This is a genomic window from Jiella flava, assembly GCF_017349315.1.
Lineage (GTDB): Bacteria > Pseudomonadota > Alphaproteobacteria > Rhizobiales > Rhizobiaceae > Jiella > Jiella flava.
Map to the genome: position 1 here is coordinate 40941 of NZ_JAFMPP010000002.1, position 19154 is coordinate 60094.

Here is a 19154-nt window from a genome sequence, read left to right on the forward strand (position 1 = left end):
CTGCCGGTCAGAAACTGAACTGGTCGCCGAGATACAGACGCCGCACATCCTTGTTCTCGACGATTTCCTTCGGCGTGCCGTGGGTCAGCAGCGAGCCGGCATGCATGATATACGCACGGTCGATAAGGCCGAGGGTCTCGCGCACGTTGTGGTCAGTGATCAGGACGCCGATACCGCGGGCGGTCAGATGGCGCACCAGCCCTTGAATGTCGGAGACGGCGATCGGATCGACGCCGGCGAAAGGCTCGTCGAGCAGCATGAAGGTCGGCTTGGAGGCAAGGGCGCGGGCGATCTCGCAGCGCCGCCGCTCGCCGCCGGACAGCGAGGTCGAGGGCTGCTTGCGCAGATGGGAGATGTTAAACTCGTCGAGCAACTCGTCCAGCTGCGCTTCGCGGGCCTTCTTGTCAGGCTCGGCGACTTCCAGGACGGCGCGAATATTGTCCTCGACCGACAGGCCGCGGAAGATCGAGGCCTCCTGCGGCAGATAGCCGATGCCGAGGCGGGCGCGGCGATACATCGGCACCCGGGTGATGTCATGGCCATCGAGGCCGATCCGTCCGGAATCGGTCGGCACCAGGCCGGTGATCATGTAGAAGCAGGTGGTCTTGCCGGCGCCGTTCGGGCCGAGCAGGCCGACGGCCTCACCGCGGCGCACCACCAGGCCGACATCGTCGACGACGCGTCGGCCGCGATAGGTTTTGCTCAACCCCTGCGCCACAAGCGTTCCTTCAAGGCGCGCGGCGGTCTCTTCCGCTGGCGTGGGCTGGGAGATGACGTTCACGTCGAAATCCTCAGTTGCCGGACGACGAGCCGTTCTGTCCGGGGGTCAGCATTAGTCGGACGCGGCCGTTTGAGGCCTTGCCGCAGCTCTGGCTTTCCAGCCGGGCGACGCCAGTGTTCATCTGGATCGTCAGCCGGCAGCCCTCGGCAACGTTGTCGCCTTGGGTGAGAACGACGTTGCCGGTGAGCGTGACCAGCTTCTTGGCCATGTCGAACTGCGCCTTATCGGCGGTCGCGACCTGGTTGGACGACTTCACATAGACCTTTTCCGTGGCCTCCAGGCGGTCGATCTGACTCGATCCGCCTGGCAACGCGCCGGGCGTCGAGGCCGGGCTCGTCTGCGGTCCGCCCGCCTTCTTGGCATCGCGCTTATAATAGACGATGAGCTTGCCTGAGCGCAGCTGGACGTCGCCCTGCTTGACCGAGACATTGCCGCTGAAGGTGGCAACATTGTTGCGATCGTCGACATCAAGCTGGTTCGACTCGATGGCAATCGGCTTGTCGCCGCGCAACTGCAGCCCACTGAAATTGCGGCCGAGATCGGTTCCGTTCTGCTGCGCGAGAGCCGGAAGAGTCGGGCTGAGCGACAGCATGAGAAGGGCGGCGATGCGGGAAATGAATTTCGAGCTCATGCTCCGTCACTCTTTCGATTGGAAGGCGGAAGCTTCGTTCTTCAACGAAGCGGGTTCGATCGACATTTTCACCCGGCCGCCGAAAGACAGGAGCTTGCCGCTGTCGGAAACCTTGAGAGTCTGGGACTGGATCGTCTGACTGCCGGATTTGATGATGACCGGGCCCTGACCCTCCATCGTTCCTTTGGTCAGATCGATATCGGCGCCGGAGAGCTGTATCGAGACGCCGTTGGTGGTCTTGACCGAGATGCCTTTGGTGAGCTCTAGCGATCCTATCGTAGCGTCATAATAGCCTGAGGCCGCGCGAATATTGGCGGTTGCGTCGTCGCTGACGGAGACCTTGGCCTGGATGGCGTCGAGGGTGATGCCGCCGCCATCGACCGACTGGATCGCCCGGCGGGCGATCAGTTGGTACGGCCGGTTCTTGCTGTCGACGCCGGACATGCGTGGATCTTCCATCACGACATTGCCCTCGTCAAAGGCCGCGCTCGAAACCGACACGTTATCGGGAGCGCTGCGCGCGATCCAGATCGTCACCGCGCCGCCGATGACGATCAGAAAGGCGAGAGCCGGGAGAGCGACCTTCAGGAAGCGGACGATGCGTGCATGCCGAGCCGCGCGCTTGAACTCCGCTTGGCGGGCAGCTGACATCCCCGCGGCGCGAGGGGCGCTCAGTTGCCGTGTGTCGATTGCAACCGTCTGCAACGTCAATGAAGACCTCTCGATGCGGCATGTCGCATGTCTTGTTGGGGCAATCCGGACACGATCCCGAAATCCGGAAAGCCGGGCCTTGTAGCATCAATGCGGACCGTTTGCGACAGTCAAGAAAAACCGCCGCAAAGCCGTGATCAGCGACGGACCTGGCCGGTTTGCGCTTCACACATGCCGCGCTTTTCGCTACGCGGCATGGCACGAGTCTTAGGACGGAGCGCGAAATGGTCAATGTGGCCGGAGAGTTGATCGACCGCAGACGGCTGCGCCGCAAGCTGAGCTTCTGGCGGATCATTGCGGTCGCGATCGCTGTTGTGGCCTTGATCGCCGTGCCCGTCCTGCTCGGCTTTCCAGGAGGTGACGGAGCGTCGAGCGGCGATCAGATCGCGCGGGTGTCGATCGAGGGCATGATCCTCGAAGATCAGGATCTTCTCGACCTTCTGAAAGAGCTGAAACGCGAGGACAACGTCAAGGCCGTGGTGCTGAGGATCGATTCGCCCGGCGGCACGACGGTCGGCGGCGAGTCGATCTATGAAGCCGTGCGCGACCTTGCCAAGACCAAGCCGGTCGTCGCGGAGGTTGGCACGCTGGCAGCCTCCGCCGCCTATATGATCGCGATCGGTACGGACCATATTGTCGCGCGGCGCACCTCGATCGTCGGCTCGATCGGCGTCCTGTTCCAATATGTCAATGCTGGCAAGCTGCTCGACACCGTGGGCGTCGAGGTCAATGCCATCAAATCCGCGCCGCTGAAGGCGGAACCCTCGCCCTTCGGCCCGGCACCGGCCGGCGCCGAAGATATGATCCGCCGCCTGGTGATGGATACCTATGAATGGTTCGTCGGTCTCGTTGCTCAGCGCCGCGACATGTCCCTCGCCAAGGCGCGCGAACTCGCCGACGGCTCGATTTTTACCGGTCATCAGGGGCTTCAGAATAAGCTGGTCGACGAACTCGGCGGTGAAGAGGCGGTGCGGCACTGGCTGGAAACCCAGCGCAAGGTGTCGGTCGGCCTGAAAATCGTCGACCGCGAGCCGAAGAGCCATTCCTCCTGGTCGCTGCTCGGTTCGGCGCGTTCGGCCCTGTTCGGTTTTATCGGCCTCGATCAACGGGCCGAAAATCTTCAATCTGCGCTGATGATGAAGACGGGGCGGCTTGACGGGCTGGTGTCGCTCTGGCAGCCTTTCGATAGCCAGGTACGAGTTCAGTGAAGTGTTGGAAATGTCTGTCGATTTACGCGTTTCCAGCGAAGGGGTAAATGACGACTCGGCCGATCCGCTCGAGGCGGGGCCAGGTTGTTGGATAAGGACGTATCGCGGATGATCAAGTCGGAACTCGTTCAGGCCATCGCCAATCGAAACCCGCACCTTTACCAGCGGGATGTCGAGACGATCGTCAACGCCATCTTCGATGAGGTCACGGAAGCGCTCTGCGATTCCAACCGCGTCGAATTGCGCGGCTTCGGGGCGTTTTCGGTAAAAAACCGGCCGCCGCGCTCAGGCCGCAATCCGCGCACCGGCGAGGCGGTGTCGGTCGAAGAAAAATGGGTGCCGTTCTTCAAGGCCGGCAAAGAGCTGCGCGAACGCCTCAATCGCAAATAAGCCCGAGCGGGCTTTGCCAGCAGGCCAGGCGTTCGCGAGCCGGCCGGCATTCCAACTTATGCCTTTGCGTTGACGTCGCAGGGGCTTTTGCCATGTTATGAGTGTCTGTGAGGGTCGCATTCCGCGCCGAGTCTGGACGAAGAGACATGTTCGCCAAAATCATCGCCGCCATCATTCTGATCCCGATTGCCATCGTTCTCATCATCTTCATGGTGGTCAATCGCGGTGCGGTTCCCGTCAGCCTGGATCCCTTCGGTACCATTCCGCAGCTGACGTTCACCGTTTCGCTGTCGGTGCTTTTGATGAGCGCGGTGATTTTCGGATTGATCCTCGGCGGGATCGGCACCTTCCTTACCCAGTCGCATCACCGCCGCTTGTCTTCCAAGCGCAAGCGCGAGATTGAGCGGCTGAAGCACGAGTCCGACAAGCAGGACGAGAAGATCCGCATGCTCGAGGACGACCGTGACCGCATGCCGTCGGCGGGCGCCGGCGATTCTCGTGCCATGGTCCCGGCGGCCCGCGCCGCCTGAGGCGTGATTTTTCGGCGATTGTCATCGACACGAGGAGTCGGCTGGCCGCCTCCGCGGCGCGGCAGCGGATTGAGTGATTGAGCAGGCGCGAAAAAAAGACCGGGAGCCCCGTCTGAAGACTCCCGGTCGAGCGGCCACAGTGGAAGGGACGGGACACTGTGACCGTTTGAGTGCCACCGGGAGGAATTGCGTCAGACGGTCCGGTGGCTGCGGACGATTGATGGCGGACGGGCCTCTCTCGTCTGCGGATGTCGGGCATCTTGGCGAAGTTGGCCTGAACGTCGCCGGAAACCCTCGTTCATCTCTCGTTCATCTTATTTTTCAGTGGTTTGGCAATTTTTCGCTGCGGCGTCTGCTGCTTTGGGCTTTTCGGTTGTCGTTCAAAAACAGTGGGATGACGGCAGGCGGTCGTTTCGAGGTGAAAAATTCCGCGCAAAATTTTGCGGGCCTCGCGTGCTCTCCTCTTGAAGGCGAAAACAAGCCCACCCAAATCAAGCCTGCGGTCGCTGGAAAGGATCGCAAGACCGAAGCAACGCCGGACGGGTTGCTTGATCGGTCATACGCTTCACTGTTGCTTCCAATGGAGAACATCATGCGTCACGTTGATTTTGCCCCCCTTTATCGATCCACCGTCGGCTTTGACCGGCTGTTCTCGATGCTGGATGGTCTGTCCCAGCCGGACAACGTCCAGACCTATCCGCCCTACAACATCGAACGCACCGGCGAGGACGCCTATCGCATCACCATGGCGGTGGCCGGCTTCGACGAGAGCGAGTTGTCGATTGAGTCGCGGGAGAACACGCTGACCGTCACCGGCGAGAAGGCGGAGACGGGCGACGACACCACCGAGACCCTCTATCGCGGTATCGCCGGGCGCGCCTTCGAGCGTCGCTTCCAGCTCGCCGACCATGTCGAGGTGAAGGGCGCCAACCTCAAGAACGGCCTTCTCCACATCGATCTCGTCCGGGTCATTCCGGAGGCGATGAAGCCACGCAAGATCGAGATTGCGACGGCACCTGGAAACGCTAATGGCAAGCAGATCGAGGCCGCCGCGGCCTGATGGTCTGATGATGACCGGGGCGCTGTCGCAAGCTCCCGGTCATTGCCCCGACTTGTCGTCGGACGCCCTCGGCTTTTGCCGGGGGCGTTTTTCTGCGTGAGCCGATGACGTTGGAAGCGGCGACAGGGGGAGCGCCAAAATCGGCCGGGTCAGCCGGCCTTCGCCCGCCGGTAGCGGATCGTCTCGAATCGCAGGGTGAGAAGGTCGATCATCAACAGCTTGCCGATCAGCGGCTCGCCGATGCCGCAGGTCAGCTTGACCGCCTCATTGGCGGCCAGCGTGCCGAGAACGCCGGTGGTGGTGCCGAGGATGCCGGCTTCGGCGCAACTGGGAACGACGCCCGGAGCAGGGGACTCAGGAAACAGATCACGATAGCGCGGGTTGGGTCGTCCATCGGCATCGCTCCGGAACGGCGCGAGCACGGTGAGCGATCCGGAAAAGCGCTGGACCGCCGCCGTGACCAGCGGAACCGCCGCCGCCTCGCAGAGATCAGCCATCAGATAGCGGGTCGAAAAATTGTCCGAGCCATCGAGGACGAGGTCGTAGTTTGCGACGATCTCGGCGCCGTTGGCGGCGTCGAGCCGGGCAGGATGCGCGGTGACGCTGACATGGGGGTTGAGGGCGGCAATCCGCCCGATGGCGCTGTCGAGCTTCATCCGGCCAATATCGCCGGTGGCGTGGATTATCTGACGCTGCAGATTCGACAGGGAGACGATGTCGTCGTCGGCCATGCCGATCGTCCCGACGCCGGCCGCCGCCAGATAGAGGGCGATCGGCGAGCCGAGACCACCGGCACCCACGATCAAGACCCGCGCGGCTTTTAACTTTTGCTGGCCAGGGCCGCCGACTTCCGGCAGCACGATGTGGCGGGCATAGCGTTCGATTTCGCCGGGCTCAAGTTTGCTCTCGCTCATCCTGTCATGCTCCGCGAAGGGGGGCGGTGATCGGGATCATGTCGGCGCGGCCTTCAAGTGCCTCGAACAGGGCGGCGTCGGTGCCGGTCATGAAGCATTGCACGTTAAGCGCAGCGACGAGGTCGAAGAGCGCCGCCCGGCGACCGGGGTCGAGATGGGCCGCCACTTCGTCGAGGAGCAGGATCGGCCGGAAGCCGGACACCCTCGCGACAAGCTGGGCGTGGGCGAGCACCAGACCGATCAGCAGCGCTTTCTGTTCGCCCGTCGAGGCGAGGGCGGCCGGCATCGCCTTGGCGGCGAAGAACACTGACAGATCGGCGCGGTGGGCGCCCGTGCGGGTGCGGCCGGCGGCCCGGTCAAGGCCGCGTGACCGCTTCAGCGCCAGGCGCACGGCCTCTTCGGTCTCGACGGCGGGGCGCGAAAATTCGATGTCGTCATAGCCCGAGGACAAGGCAAGACGGGCGACCGGAAACGGACTCATCCCGGCCACTGCGGCGATCATATCGTCTACCAGGCGGACGAGTTCAGCCCTGGCGATCGCCATTGCGACGCCGAGTTCTGCCATCTGGGCCTCCAGGCCGGAGAGCCAGACGTCGTCCACTCGATCCTCGCATAACAACTTGTTGCGCGATCGCATGGCGCGCTCGTAGTCGCTCGCGCGGCGGCCATGGGCGGGATCGACGGCGAGCACCATGCGATCGAGAAAGCGCCGGCGGTCACCCGCGGGGCCGGTAAACAGGCCGTCCATGGCCGGGGTCAGCCAGAGGACGCGGCAGATGTCGAGCAATTCCTCGGCGGTCTTGACGGTGGTCTCGTCGATCCGCAGCAAGCGGCCGGAGAGGGCGTTCTGGCCGGGCGCAAGTCGCGATTCAACCACAATATCGGCGTCGTTGCTGGTCATCGAGGCCCGGATGAAAAATCCGCCGCTGCCATCCTTCCGGGCCATGTCGCCATAGGTCGATCGGCGAATGCCGCGCCCCGGCGACAGCAGCGAGATCGCCTCGAGGAGGTTCGTCTTGCCGGCGCCATTGTCGCCGTGAAAGGCGACGAAGGAGCTGTCGAAGGCAAGATCCAACCGCGCGTGATTGCGAAAGTCGCCAAGCCGCAGTCCGGTCACACGGGTTGCGCCCGGCGCCACGGAAGCCGACGCCTCCCGATTGAGAGAAAGGTCTGCCGGCGCCGTCACACCCGCATCGGCATCAGGACGTAGAGTGTCGTCGCATCGCCACCGTCCCGAATCAAGGTCGGCGAGCCCGGATCGGCCAGCATGAAGACCGAGCTTTCGCCGGAAAGCTGACTGGTGATGTCGAGGAGATAGCGGGCGTTGAAGCCGATCTCGATGTCGTCGGCCTCATAGGTGACGGCGAGCTCTTCGGTCGCCGTGCCGCTGTCGGGCGAATTGACCGTCAACATCAGCTGGCCCGAGGACAAGGCCAGCTTCACCGCGCGGCCGCGCTCGGAGGAAATCGTCGACACTCGGTCGACCGCTTCCGAGAAGCTCTGCCGGTCGAGGCTGAGTTCCTTATCGTTGTTCTGCGGAATGACGCGCTGATAGTCCGGGAAGGTGCCGTCGATCAGCTTGGAGGTCATCACCACCGCACCGATGGTGAAGCGGATCTTCGAATCCGACAATTCGATCGCGATGGTCTCGTCGTCCTCACAATCGTTGAGGAGTTTTTGCACCTCGCCGACGGTCTTGCGCGGGACGATGATCCCCGGCATGCCCTCGGAGCCGGACGGCGCCGTCACCTCGGCACGGGCGAGGCGGTGACCGTCGGTCGCCACGGCCCGCAGCGACAGGTCGCTGCCGACCTCGGCGGTGTGGAGATAGATGCCGTTCAGATAATACCGGGTCTCTTCGGTCGAGATGGCGAACTGGGTGCGCTCGATCAGCCGCAACAGCTGCGCCGCCTCCAGCGTAAAGCTGTGGCTGAGGCTGCCGGCGGTGATGTCCGGAAAATCGGCTTCCGGCAGGCATTGCAGGCGGAAGTTCGAGCGACCGGATGAGACGGTCATCTGCGTTCCCTCGCCGTTGGTCGCAAGCTTGACCTCGGACCCGTCCGGCAACTTGCGCACGATGTCGTAGAGCAGATGGGCGGGGACGGTCGTCGCGCCAGCCTCCTCGGCCACCGCCTGGACGTCCTCGGTGATCTCGATATCGAGATCGGTCGCCTTCAGCCGCATGCCGGCATCCTCGGTGCGCACCAGGACGTTCGAGAGGATCGGAATCGTGTTGCGCCGTTCAACCACGCGATGCACGTGAGACAGCGACTTCAGGAGGTTCGAACGCTCGATAATGATACGCATGAGGTCTGCCGTTCCATTCGGTCCCGGTGGCGCGCGCCAGCCGGACGGGACCCGTGTTCTTAGTGGCAACATGCCGCCTTGGAAAGGGTAAGGCGGCGCAGCGGAACCCCACAAAGAGCACCGCGCGAGCTGGTTTTCAACAGTCTATAACGGGAAGAGGCAAACGAGGCGCCGCAAGCGCCTATTCTTCGATCATCCGCCGGATCAGATCGAGCTCGTTGGAGAAGGTTTCGTCCTTCGAACGCTCGCCTTCGATCTTGCGCACGGCGTGCAGCACCGTGGTATGATCACGCCCGCCGAAGCGCCGGCCGATCTCCGGCAGAGAGCGCGGCGTCATGGTCTTGGCGAGATACATGGCGATCTGGCGCGGCCGCACGATCGTCTTGGTCCGCCGAGAGGAGAGCAGATCCGTCCGGGTCACGTTGTAGTGACGCGAGACGAATTTCAAAATGTCCTCGATCCGCACCTTGCGCTCGACATTGGCGCGGGTGAGCTGGTTAAGGAGATCTTCCAGATGCTCCTTCGACAACGGCTGGCCGAGCGAATGGCGGAAAGCGATCTGGTTGAAGGCGCCTTCGAGGTCGCGGCCGGAGCCGGCGACGCGCTTGGCGATCGTGTCGATCATGTGATCGGGCATCGTGAAGGTCGTGTCTTCGGCGCGCATGGCGGCGGCCCGGCTTTCGAGAATCGCCTTGCGCATCGGATAGTCTGGCACGCCGATTTCGAGGGTAATGCCGTTGGCGAGCCGCGAGCGCACCCGCGGGTCGAGCGATTCGAGTTCGGCTGCCGGCCGATCGGCGGCGCAGATCACCTGCTTGGCCGAATCGATCAGGGCGTTGAGCAGGTGGCAGAACTCCTGCTGGATCGATTTGCCCTGCAGGAACTGGGTGTCGTCGATGATCAGGATATCGATGCCCCGCAACGTCTCTTTCAGATCGAGCGCCCGGTTGTCCCGAATGGCGGCCGCAAAGCGCCACATGAAATATTCGGCGGTCAGATAGACGACGCGCGGCTTATCCGGCCGACGCACGGCGGCATTGGCGATCGCCTGCAGAAGATGGGTCTTGCCGAGGCCAACCGAGGCGTGAACGAAGAGAGGGTTGAAGCGCACCGAACCGGGGCCGTTTTCGGCCACCGCCTTGGCGGCGGCGAGCGCCACGCGGTTCGACGATCCCTCGACGAAATTCTCGAATTCATAGCGTGGATCGAGGGGCGAGCCGAAGTCCGGCGTGCCGGCGACGGTCAGTGGCGTCGCGGCGCTGACGGGGGCAAAGGTCGACGCCGGCTTTTCGGGCACGCGCGTCTCGCTCGCGACCGGTTTGGCCGAGCTTTCGGCCCGTCCGCCGATCCGGCTGGAGCGGATGGTCACGCCGCCGCCCCGCACGGCCGAGCGCACGGTCACGTCGACGCGCAGCGTGCCGGGCACCTCATCGGCGAAGATCGTCGTCAACAGCTCCAGATAATGAGACTGAATCCAGCTGCGCAGGAACGCGGTCGGAACGGAGATCTGGCACACGCCTTTGCCGAGGCTGTCGAGCTTCATGCGCTGGAACCAGCTCATGTAGATGTCCTGGCCGAGCTGAGCCTTCAAGCGGGCCTTCACGCGCTCGATCACCTCGCCCCGAGCCTCGTCGCCAGTCACCATATTCGCCCCGCCGTCCATGCCGTCGTTCCGGCGCGCTTCATGCTCGCCTTTCGGATGCCCCATCATACGATCCCCTGCGTTTACGCCCGCCACACTCGTCATCGCTGAAGCCACGGAAGCTCCTCAGCCTTCCACCCCGTCTTCTGTCCCCTGTGGCCATGGCCGTCCAGGGGGCCCTCGAAGCCGTCGAGAACATTGACGCACTGCGTATAGCCCGCCGCCGTCAGCGCCTTGGCGGCGGCGATCGACCGCACGCCGGAGCGGCAGAGCAAGAACAATGGCTTGTCCTTATCTGGCCCATCCGAGCCAAGCGCTGCCGTTACGCGATCCACGAAGTTCGGATCGACGGCCATGGAGGGAAAGCTCTGCCACTCGGTGAGGATCGTCGACTTACCGAGGGGCGACAGGTCCGGAATGCCGACATAGGTCCATTCCGCGGCGGTGCGAACGTCGATCAGCGCGGCCCGGGGATCGTCCGCGAGGGCTGCCCAGCATTGTTGGGGGGTGACATCACCTGCATAGCCGTCCGCCATTCGTCTTCCTGTCGATAAACAAAAGTCATGAGAGCCGGCCGGCGATGTTGCGCGCCGGCAGCACTCTGGCTTCTTTTTTTAATTGGGATGCAGAAGCTAGAAAACGAAAGTCTCGGGAAAAACGGCGCCGAATTCCGCAGCCTCTATGGAAGCGTTGGATAACCGGACTTTTCCCCGCGCTTTGTCTCGCTCTGCCCTTGTCATGGTTGAACGTTACGAGACCGGGTCGGGCGGGGCAAGCCGACTCGCAGCGATTCCGAACGACTTGTCGTCCCTCTGTTGCGACTCTGACATCGGGGCGTCGAGAGAGCTCGGCGAAAATCCCTTATGGTGCGGTGGTTTTGGGACCGAGCAGCGAAAAGCCGGTGGAGCAAAAGAATAAATTTTGCAGAATTTGTGACAGCCCACTTGACTCAAAGGCTTGCGACGAAATGGTTAGCCGGCAATTTTAAGGAGTTCAGTGACCTCAAATAAGACAATGAAAAATATCATCTTTTTCTGACAATAAGGACATTCCGGGAACGTTCTTCCGGACGCTGGTGACAATCTGCCTGCTTGCCGCAGCGAATCGATTGAAGAACAGATTACAGATTGTTGATGATCATGGGCGCTGTCACGGAATCGAAAAAGCCCGGTCGATGACCGGGCTTTTTCGATAACTGAGATGGGGCCGCGGTCAGGCTTCGCCGATCGCCTTCACCCGGTGCGACAGGCGCGAAATCTTCCGCGACACCGTATTGCGGTGGAAGACGCCCTTCGAGGCGGCGCGACGCATTTCAGGCTCGGCAACCCGGAACGCGGCGACGGCGGCATCCTTGTCACCGGCGGCGATTGCTTCCTCGACCTTGCGCAGGAAGGTACGAACGCGCGAGCGGCGGGCACCATTGATGGCCGTGCGGCGAGCGATCTTGCGCGTTGCCTTCTTGGCCGAAGGAGTGTTGGCCATTTTTGTCTCTCTTTTCTGACCGGACCGTGAAGCGCCGGCGACAACTAAAACGACGCGGCAGCGCAAAACAACAGGCGGCGCCCGAGAGACGCCGCCACGTGGCGCGCTTTATAAGCAGAGGGGGGTGTCGCGTCAACATCGTGAGGGCGGTTTCCAGCAAATCGTGATGCACGACGGGTGGAAATGCTTTGCCCGTCGGCTGGCGATTGATTGCCGGCGGGATCGGCTGTGTCGCCGATCCTGACCTCTGCCGCCCCCCTGCCGGTCAGCGATTTTTGAATTGCGGCGAGCGCTTCTGTACGAAGGCCTCCATGCCTTCGCTCTGATCTTCCGTCGCGAACAGCGCATGGAAGAGGCGGCGCTCGAACCGCAGGCCGTCCGAAAGCGGCACCTCGAAGGCGCGGTTGACGGCTTCCTTGGCGAGCATCACCGCCGGCAGAGAGAAATTGGCGATCTTGTCGGCGGTGCGCAGCGCCTCTTCGATCAGATCCGTCGCCGGCACGATCCGCGAGACGAGGCCGCAGCGTTCCGCTTCCTGGACGTCCATCAGCCGGCCGGTGAGACACAGATCCATCGTCTTGGCCTTGCCGATCGAGCGGGCGAGCCGCTGGGTGCCCCCCATGCCCGGTATGACGCCGAGGGTGATCTCGGGCTGGCCGAACTTGGCGTTGTCGGCGGCAATCACGATGTCGCACATCAGCGCCACCTCGCAGCCGCCGCCAAGGGCATAGCCGGCGACCGCAGCGATTGTCGGCTTGCGGAAGTTGCCGAGTGCTTCCCACTCTCCCCAAAGATCGATGCTGAGAGCGTCGGCGAATTCCATGTCCTGCATGTCTTTGATGTCGGCCCCGGCGGCGAACGCCTTTTCCGATCCGGTCAGCATCACCGCGCCGATTTTGGCCTCGCCTTGAAAGCTATGCAGCGCCTGAACGATCTCCCGCATCATCTGTTGGCTCAGCGCGTTCATCGCCTTCGGGCGGTTGAAGGTGATCAGACCGACGCGGCCGCGGGTCTCCACCTTGATCGTCTCGTAACTCATGGTGCTCCAACGACTGATGTTCTCAATCAACGGGTGCGTGATGATCGATGCTCATGAGTGGCCGATTGCACCGGCAAAGGCAATATCCGCTCACGGTCGCGTCCGGGCCTGGCCGACTCCGCACCACGCATCGTGTTTTGTGCCTGCTACTGAACGCACGGCGCGCTAACGCTGACAGACCGGACAATAGAAGGTCGAGCGGCCGGACTGAACGATGCGCTTCACGATGCCGCAGCAGCTCTTGCGCTGGCAAGGCTCGTCTTCGCGATCGTAGACGGCAAAGCGATGCTGGAAATAGCCAAGCGATCCGTCGGCTTGGCGATAGTCCCGCAAGGACGAGCCGCCAGCGGCGATGGCATCGGCGATTGTCTCGCGGATGTGTTGCGCGAGCGCGTTCAAGCGCGTCGAGGCCGCGCCCTTGGCGGTGACCAGCGTGCCGGCCGCGCGGCGCGGTGACAGGCGGGCGCGCCAGAGCGCCTCGCAGACATAGATATTGCCGAGACCGGCGATGATCTTCTGATCGAGCAGCGCCGCCTTCAGCGGTGCCGTTCGTCCGGCAAAATGTGGCGCCAGCGCCGGACCGGACAGGGCGTTGCCGGTGGGCTCGATGCCGAGGCTGCGAAAATGCGGATGAGCCCCCAGATCGACGCGCTCGATCAGCGACATGTAGCCGAACCGGCGGGGATCGTTAAAGATCACCGAAACCGGAACTCCCGAAGCGGCCTTCAGATCGAAGCAGACGTGATCGTGCAGGCGCTCTTGCGAGCGTTCACGGACGAAGACGCCGGGCAGGCTCGTGCCTCTCTGGCTCTCGATTCGGAATGAGCCGGACATGCCGAGATGCATGGCCAAGACCGTACCGCCTTCGAGATCGGCGAGAAGATATTTTGCCCGCCGCCCCAGCGCTTCGATCCGGCGACCGGCGAGGCGATCGGCAAATCGCTCCGGCAATGGAAAACGCAGATCCGGCCGGCCGAGGATGACGCGCTCGATTCGCCCCCCCGCCATCACCGGCTCAAGGCCTCGGCGGACGGTCTCCACCTCTGGTAATTCCGGCATTGTCGCTTAAGTCCTTCGATCGTATGCCTGCTCGACGTTTCGCCCCTTGGCGCGGCACGCGGAAGCCTTTAGGGCCTGTCGTGACGCATTCGCCTTGCGTCGGCCAGTGCCGCTCGCAAAGGGCGATCGCAATATCCGCATCGAGTCGATGCTTTTCAACGAAGGTGCTTGTCATGTCGCAATCGCGCGTCACCGAAACCGGAGCCATGGAAACGGCCTATGGTTTCGAGACCGTTGGTGGGGGCGGTGAGAAGCAGGAGCGCGTCAACGCAGTCTTCCACCGGGTCGCCGAGCGCTATGATCTGATGAATGATTTGATGTCGGGCGGTCTGCACCGGGCCTGGAAGGCGGCGATGGTCGCCTGGCTGAGCCCGCCGCACCGACCTGAATACCGGTTCCTGGACGTTGCCGGCGGCACCGGCGACATCGCCTTTCGCATCATCGAAGCGACGCGGCGCCGGGCCCATGGCACCGTGCTCGACATCAATGCCTCGATGCTGGGCGTTGGCGCCGAGCGGGCGGTCAAGCGGCGCTTGTCGGACAATCTGAGCTTCGTCGAGGGCAATGCCGAAGATCTGCCGCTTCCGGACGACCATTTCGACGCCTATACGATCGCCTTCGGCATCCGCAACGTGCCGCGGATCGCGACCGCGCTGAGCGAGGCCTACCGGGTGCTCAAGCCCGGCGGCCGTTTTCTGTGTCTGGAATTTTCCGAAGTCGAACTGCCGATTCTCGACAAGATCTATGATCTCTGGTCGTTCAAGGCGATTCCGCGGATCGGCGAGATGGTGGCGCGTGATCGTCAGTCGTATGAATATCTCGTCGAATCGATCCGTCGCTTCCCCAGCCAGGCAAATTTTGCCGCAAGCATTCGCGAGGCCGGGTTCGAGCGGGTGGATTATCGCAATCTCTCCGGCGGCATCGCTGCCATCCATTCCGGTTGGAAGCTTTAGACGGGAATGCGAGGATCCGGAATCGCCATTGCGCTCCCAGTCCTTGTTTTACCGCATGATGTGATCTGAAACGTCATGCAACTTTTCGGCATCATGCTCTAGTCGGACCAAGCGAAAAGATCTGTGGCCAATCCCATCAACGGAACATTCGCGCTGGTCAGAGCCGCTTTCGTGCTGGCGCGAGAAGGCGTGTTCGGAGCATTCCCCGCCGAGGGGCTGCCGCCGGGCGCGGCGCTGCTGCATCGCCTGGCGCGGCTGATCGAGCGCAAGTCGATCGAAGAGCAGGACCGCTCCGACCGGCTGTCGCGGGCGCTGCATCGGCTCGGGCCCTCCTACGTCAAGCTTGGCCAATTCCTCGCCACCCGTCCCGACATCGTCGGCGCCGACATCGCCGCCGAACTCGGTGCGCTGCAGGACAAGGTACCGCCATTTCCGCGTGAGCAGGCGGTGGCGGAGATCGAAGTCACCCTTGGCCGGCCGATCGGCGAGCTGTTCCTCGACCTCGGCGAGGTGGTCGGTGCGGCCTCGATTGCGCAGGTCTACAAGGCGCGGGTGCGCGGCCGGGACGGGATCGAACGCTTTGCCGCCGTCAAGGTGATCCGGCCTGGCGTGCGTGGGCGGTTCCGCCGCGAACTCGACGCCTTTGCCTTCATTGCCCGTTTCCTCGAACGCTTCGTCGCCTCCACCCGGCGGCTGCGTCCGGTGGCCGTCGTCGAGACGCTCACCCAGTCGACCCGCATCGAGATGGATCTTCGGCTGGAGGCGGCGGCGGCTTCGGAGATGGCCGAAAATGTCGCCTATGACAAAGGCTTCCGGGTTCCCGCGATCGACTGGGAGCGGACGGGCCGCGACGTCATCACCATGGAGTGGATCGACGGCATCAAGCTCAGCGATGTCTCGTCGGTGATCGCGGCCGGCCATGATGTCAAGAAGATCGGCGTCACCGTCGTGCAGTCCTTCCTGCGCCATGCCATGCGCGACGGCTTCTTCCACGCCGATATGCATCAGGGAAACCTGTTTATCGCGCCGGACGGCACGATCGTTGCCGTCGATCTCGGGATCGTCGGTCGGCTGAGCCGCGACTCGAAGCGCTTTCTGGCGGAGATTCTTTACGGATTTATCCAGCGCGATTACCGGCGGGTGGCTGAGATTCACTTCGAGGCCGGTTACGTGCCGCGAACCCAGGACGTCGCGAGCTTTGCCCAGGCGCTGCGGGCGATCGGCGAGCCGATCTACGGCCAGCCGGCCGAGACGATTTCGATGGGGCACCTGCTGTCGCTGCTCTTCGAGGTGACGGAACTCTTCGACATGAAGACCCGGCCCGAACTGGTGCTTCTGCAAAAGACCATGGTCGTCGTTGAGGGCGTCGCGCGGAGCTTCGATCCGAAGTTCAACATGTGGGTGGCGGCCGAGCCAGTGGTCTCCGACTACATCATGAGCGAACTGGGCCCGGCGGCGAAGCTGCAGGAGGTGCGGGACGGGGTCGAGGCCGGGCTGAAGCTTCTGCGCAAGGCGCCGGAATTGGCGGCGGGGCTGGAAATTCTCGGCCGCGAGCTGCCCGAGCTGATCGAGAACGGCATCCGGCTGAATGACGATACGCTCATCGATCTCGTTCAGGATACCAAGGCGAGCATCATTCTCGGCCATGTCGAGCGCTGGGTGATCGCCGGCGCGCTCGTTGCGATCGCCGCGGCCCTGCTGTTCTGATCCGCGGTCGCTTTTGTCTGCGTTGCCGGGGCGGCGGCAGATGGCATAAGAAGACGGGATATCGGCGATCGCCGGCAGGTTTTCAGGAGACGAGGTTTTGGCAATCGACGTGGCGGTGGCATGGATCCGATGAGCGCGCTCTCGCAGCGGCGCGTGCTGCTGGTGATCGGCGGCGGCATCGCGGCTTACAAGGCCCTCGATCTCATCCGCCGGCTCAAGGAGCGCGGCGCGGCGGTGACGCCGGTGATGACGCGGGCCGCCGGGGAATTCGTCACGCCGCTGTCGGTCGGCGCGCTCGCTGCGACGAAAGTCTACTCAGACCTTTTCGACCGCGAGGACGAGCAGGATGTCGGCCACATTCGCCTGGCCCGCGAGCACGATCTGGTCATCGTCGCGCCGACGACGGCCGATCGGATGGCGCAGCTGGCGAACGGCTTGGCCGACGATCTCGCCGGCGCGGTGTTGTTGGCGACCCGTGCGCCGGTGTTGATGGCGCCGGCGATGAACCCGGCGATGTGGGAGCACCCGGCAACCCGTCGCAATCATCAGCGTCTGCTCGCCGACGGGGTACAGTTTGTCGGCCCCGACAGAGGCGAGATGGCCGAGCGCGGCGAGGCCGGCATTGGCCGCATGGCCGAGCCGCTGGCGATCGTTGCCGCCGCCGAGACGCTTGTCGCAACCGTCAAACGGCCGCTGCAGGGCCTTTTGGCAATCGTCACCTCCGGGCCAACCCACGAACCGATCGACCCGGTGCGCTATATCGCCAACCGCTCCTCCGGTCGGCAGGGCCACGCCATCGCCGAGGCGCTGCGCAAGGCTGGCGCCACCGTGACCCTGGTGTCGGGCCCGGTCAGCTTGCCCGATCCGGATGGCATGAGCGTCGTCCATGTCGAAACCGCCGACGAGATGCGTGGCGCGGTTGAAGCCTCGCTGCCCGCTGACATCGCCGTCTTTGTCGCCGCCGTCGCCGATTGGCGGGTGGCAAGCGAAAGCGCGCAGAAGATCAAGAAGAATGGCGGTGGCCCGCCTCAACTCACACTCGCGGAAAATCCTGACATCCTCGCCAGCATAGGTCATCACCCGCGGCGGCCGGCCCTGGTCATCGGCTTTGCGGCCGAGACCGACGATCTCCTGGACAATGCCCGCCGCAAGCTTGCCAAGAAGGGCGCAGACGCAATTTTCGCCAATGATGTGTCTCCGGCCGGCGGGGTGATGGGCGGCGCGGACAATACCTTGCGGTTGGTCACCGCCGACGGCGTAGAGGATTGGCCCAAACTCGCCAAGGCGGAGGCTGCCGCCCGACTGGTGGCCTGGATCGTGCGGCGCATGGGACGCGGCGAGGACCGATGACGATGAACGAGCAAACGGTGCAAATTGGTGTCCGGCGCCTTGAGAATGGTCTCGATGCGGAATTGCCGAGCTATTCGAGCGCGGGGGCGGCGGGAGCCGACTTGCGTGCGTCGCTTGACGGGCCCTTGGAGCTGGCGCCGGGCGAGCGAGCGCTGGTTCCGACCGGGCTTGCGGTCGAGTTGCCGGATGGGTTTGAGATGCAGATCCGCCCGCGCTCAGGGCTTGCCGTGCGCCATGGCGTCACGGTTCTCAACAGCCCCGGGACGGTCGACAGCGACTATCGCGGCGAGGTGAAGGTGCTGCTCGTCAATCTCGGAGAGGAACCGGTGGCGATTGAACCGGGCGACCGGATTGCCCAGGCGGTGATCGCGCCGGTGACCCGCGCCGTTTTCACTCTGGCCGAAACGCTGTCCGATACAACGCGGGGAACCGGCGGCTTCGGCTCAACGGGACGCAGATGAGAAGGCTCGGGCTGCGGATTGGCTTTGATCGTTCGCAGGCGTCATAATCGCGGCTGCAGCGACACTCCCCCGCTCACCCCTACCGCGTGGCGTCCAGCATCAGGTCGCCGTCGAGACCACGCAGACGGCCGCGGCCACCGGCGGCGATCTTGGTGATGGTGCAGCGATTGCGGCCGCCGTCCTTGGCACGATAGAGATTGGCGTCGGCCGCCTCATAGACCTGGGCGAAGCTGTGCGGCGTGCGCATGAAGACGCCGCCGATCGACACCGACAGCTGAGCGCCCTTGGTGCCCGAGCCGACATAGAGTCGGTTGATCGCCGCGCGTAGACGTTCGGCGACAATCTCGCCTTGTTCAGAGCTGCCGCAGGGCAGGGCGATGACGAATTCTTCGCCGCCGAGTCGTCCGACGGCGTCCGTCTCACGAGTCAGCCGCTTCAACGTCGTGGCGATTTTCTTGAGCGCAATGTCGCCGACCGGATGGCCGAGCTGGTCGTTGATCCGCTTGAAGTGGTCGGCGTCGACGATAAGCAACATCAAGCCGCGTTCCGGTTGCCCGACGAGCGCCCGAAGATGGGCGCGAAATTGCTGGTCGAATCCCTGTCGGTTCAACACTCCCGTGAGGCGGTCGGTCAGTGCCGCCCGCATCAGGCCGTCATTGTCAGCGTAAAGGCTCGAAACCCGAAAGGCCAGATAAGCGAGATAGGGAAGCGCGCTGAGGGTGGTCACCGCGATGGTGAAGCCAACGGCCGACATCATTACATGTTCGCCATAAGCCCGGAAGAACCAGAGCGCCAACGCCGTGGCAGCCAGAACGACCATGACGGCGATTAGAAGGAATTCACCGCAGAGGATCTTCGTGCGGGCAGATCCTTTGGACATAATCGTTTCTTTCACTGATAATCGGTTTGACATCGCATCTGTTCGAGCA

General features: G+C 63.4%; 20 protein-coding genes. 8 read left to right on the forward strand and 12 right to left on the reverse strand.

The genetic code is table 11. From position 1 onward, the window contains the following. Window positions 1–7: 7 nt before the first annotated feature. The 3 genes from lptB to lptC are packed head-to-tail and all read right to left on the reverse strand — an operon-like array spanning window position 8 to window position 2063. On the reverse strand, window positions 8–781 hold the full coding sequence (gene lptB, locus J1C48_RS02860) for an LPS export ABC transporter ATP-binding protein (RefSeq protein WP_207256166.1): 774 nt from the start codon (window positions 779–781) through the stop codon (window positions 8–10). Window positions 782–791: 10 nt separating this feature from the next. After that, entirely contained in the window at window positions 792–1412 is a 621-nt protein-coding gene (lptA, locus tag J1C48_RS02865) for a lipopolysaccharide transport periplasmic protein LptA (RefSeq protein WP_207256167.1), read from the reverse strand. 6 nt (window positions 1413–1418) lie between these two features. Then, entirely contained in the window at window positions 1419–2063 is a 645-nt protein-coding gene (gene lptC / locus J1C48_RS02870) for an LPS export ABC transporter periplasmic protein LptC (protein ID WP_207256168.1), read from the reverse strand. Window positions 2064–2347: 284 nt separating this feature from the next. Here lptC and sppA point away from each other — a divergent pair, with 284 nt between their 5' ends. From sppA to J1C48_RS02890, 4 genes are all read left to right on the forward strand, one after another. Beyond that, window positions 2348–3331, forward strand: a complete 984-nt coding sequence (gene sppA / locus J1C48_RS02875) for a signal peptide peptidase SppA (RefSeq protein WP_207256169.1) — start codon at window positions 2348–2350, stop codon at window positions 3329–3331. Between the two features lie 108 nt (window positions 3332–3439). Next, window positions 3440–3721 carry an integration host factor subunit beta gene (locus tag J1C48_RS02880; RefSeq protein ID WP_207256170.1) on the forward strand — a complete coding sequence of 94 codons (282 nt, stop codon included), beginning with the start codon at window positions 3440–3442 and terminating at the stop codon, window positions 3719–3721. A 146-nt stretch (window positions 3722–3867) separates the two neighbouring features. Beyond that, entirely contained in the window at window positions 3868–4251 is a 384-nt protein-coding gene (locus J1C48_RS02885) for a LapA family protein (protein ID WP_207256171.1), read from the forward strand. Window positions 4252–4843: 592 nt separating this feature from the next. Further along, on the forward strand, window positions 4844–5311 hold the full coding sequence (locus J1C48_RS02890; RefSeq protein WP_207256580.1) for an Hsp20 family protein: 468 nt from the start codon (window positions 4844–4846) through the stop codon (window positions 5309–5311). Between the two features lie 149 nt (window positions 5312–5460). Here J1C48_RS02890 and moeB read toward each other — a convergent pair whose 3' ends face one another. The 8 genes from moeB to mutM all read right to left on the reverse strand — a co-directional run bounded on the left by moeB (window position 5461) and on the right by mutM (window position 13754). After that, a complete protein-coding gene (moeB, locus tag J1C48_RS02895; RefSeq protein WP_207256172.1) occupies window positions 5461–6225 on the reverse strand; it encodes a molybdopterin-synthase adenylyltransferase MoeB in 765 nt (254 codons plus the stop codon). A 4-nt stretch (window positions 6226–6229) separates the two neighbouring features. Next, the gene (gene recF / locus J1C48_RS02900) at window positions 6230–7363 is read right to left on the reverse strand and encodes a DNA replication/repair protein RecF (RefSeq protein WP_207256173.1); all 1134 of its coding nucleotides are present in this window, start codon (window positions 7361–7363) and stop codon (window positions 6230–6232) included. A 44-nt stretch (window positions 7364–7407) separates the two neighbouring features. Next, complete coding sequence (dnaN, locus tag J1C48_RS02905) at window positions 7408–8532, reverse strand: DNA polymerase III subunit beta (protein ID WP_207256174.1); 1125 nt, start codon at window positions 8530–8532, stop codon at window positions 7408–7410. A gap of 181 nt (window positions 8533–8713) precedes the next feature. Next, window positions 8714–10240 (reverse strand): chromosomal replication initiator protein DnaA, encoded by a 1527-nt coding sequence (gene dnaA, locus J1C48_RS02910; protein ID WP_207256175.1) that lies wholly within the window; start codon window positions 10238–10240, stop codon window positions 8714–8716. Between the two features lie 35 nt (window positions 10241–10275). Beyond that, entirely contained in the window at window positions 10276–10710 is a 435-nt protein-coding gene (locus J1C48_RS02915; protein WP_207256176.1) for a rhodanese-like domain-containing protein, read from the reverse strand. A 676-nt stretch (window positions 10711–11386) separates the two neighbouring features. Beyond that, on the reverse strand, window positions 11387–11656 hold the full coding sequence (gene rpsT, locus J1C48_RS02920; protein ID WP_207256177.1) for a 30S ribosomal protein S20: 270 nt from the start codon (window positions 11654–11656) through the stop codon (window positions 11387–11389). Window positions 11657–11921: 265 nt separating this feature from the next. Further along, on the reverse strand, window positions 11922–12695 hold the full coding sequence (locus tag J1C48_RS02925; protein WP_207256178.1) for an enoyl-CoA hydratase: 774 nt from the start codon (window positions 12693–12695) through the stop codon (window positions 11922–11924). 165 nt (window positions 12696–12860) lie between these two features. Then, window positions 12861–13754 carry a bifunctional DNA-formamidopyrimidine glycosylase/DNA-(apurinic or apyrimidinic site) lyase gene (mutM, locus tag J1C48_RS02930; RefSeq protein ID WP_207256179.1) on the reverse strand — a complete coding sequence of 298 codons (894 nt, stop codon included), beginning with the start codon at window positions 13752–13754 and terminating at the stop codon, window positions 12861–12863. Between the two features lie 173 nt (window positions 13755–13927). Here mutM and ubiE point away from each other — a divergent pair, with 173 nt between their 5' ends. The 4 genes from ubiE to dut all read left to right on the forward strand — a co-directional run bounded on the left by ubiE (window position 13928) and on the right by dut (window position 18225). Then, complete coding sequence (gene ubiE, locus J1C48_RS02935) at window positions 13928–14707, forward strand: bifunctional demethylmenaquinone methyltransferase/2-methoxy-6-polyprenyl-1,4-benzoquinol methylase UbiE (RefSeq protein WP_207256180.1); 780 nt, start codon at window positions 13928–13930, stop codon at window positions 14705–14707. A gap of 123 nt (window positions 14708–14830) precedes the next feature. Next, window positions 14831–16414: a 2-polyprenylphenol 6-hydroxylase gene (gene ubiB / locus J1C48_RS02940; RefSeq protein WP_207256181.1), complete on the forward strand. Its 1584-nt coding sequence runs from the start codon at window positions 14831–14833 to the stop codon at window positions 16412–16414. 129 nt (window positions 16415–16543) lie between these two features. Next, on the forward strand, window positions 16544–17764 hold the full coding sequence (gene coaBC / locus J1C48_RS02945) for a bifunctional phosphopantothenoylcysteine decarboxylase/phosphopantothenate--cysteine ligase CoaBC (protein WP_207256182.1): 1221 nt from the start codon (window positions 16544–16546) through the stop codon (window positions 17762–17764). Beyond that, a complete protein-coding gene (gene dut, locus J1C48_RS02950) occupies window positions 17761–18225 on the forward strand; it encodes a dUTP diphosphatase (RefSeq protein ID WP_207256183.1) in 465 nt (154 codons plus the stop codon). The genes coaBC and dut overlap by 4 nt, the downstream gene beginning before the upstream one ends. A gap of 79 nt (window positions 18226–18304) precedes the next feature. On the opposite strand, the gene J1C48_RS02955 is transcribed toward dut, so the two are convergent. After that, complete coding sequence (locus tag J1C48_RS02955; protein ID WP_207256184.1) at window positions 18305–19105, reverse strand: GGDEF domain-containing protein; 801 nt, start codon at window positions 19103–19105, stop codon at window positions 18305–18307. Between the last annotated feature and the right edge of the window lie 49 nt (window positions 19106–19154).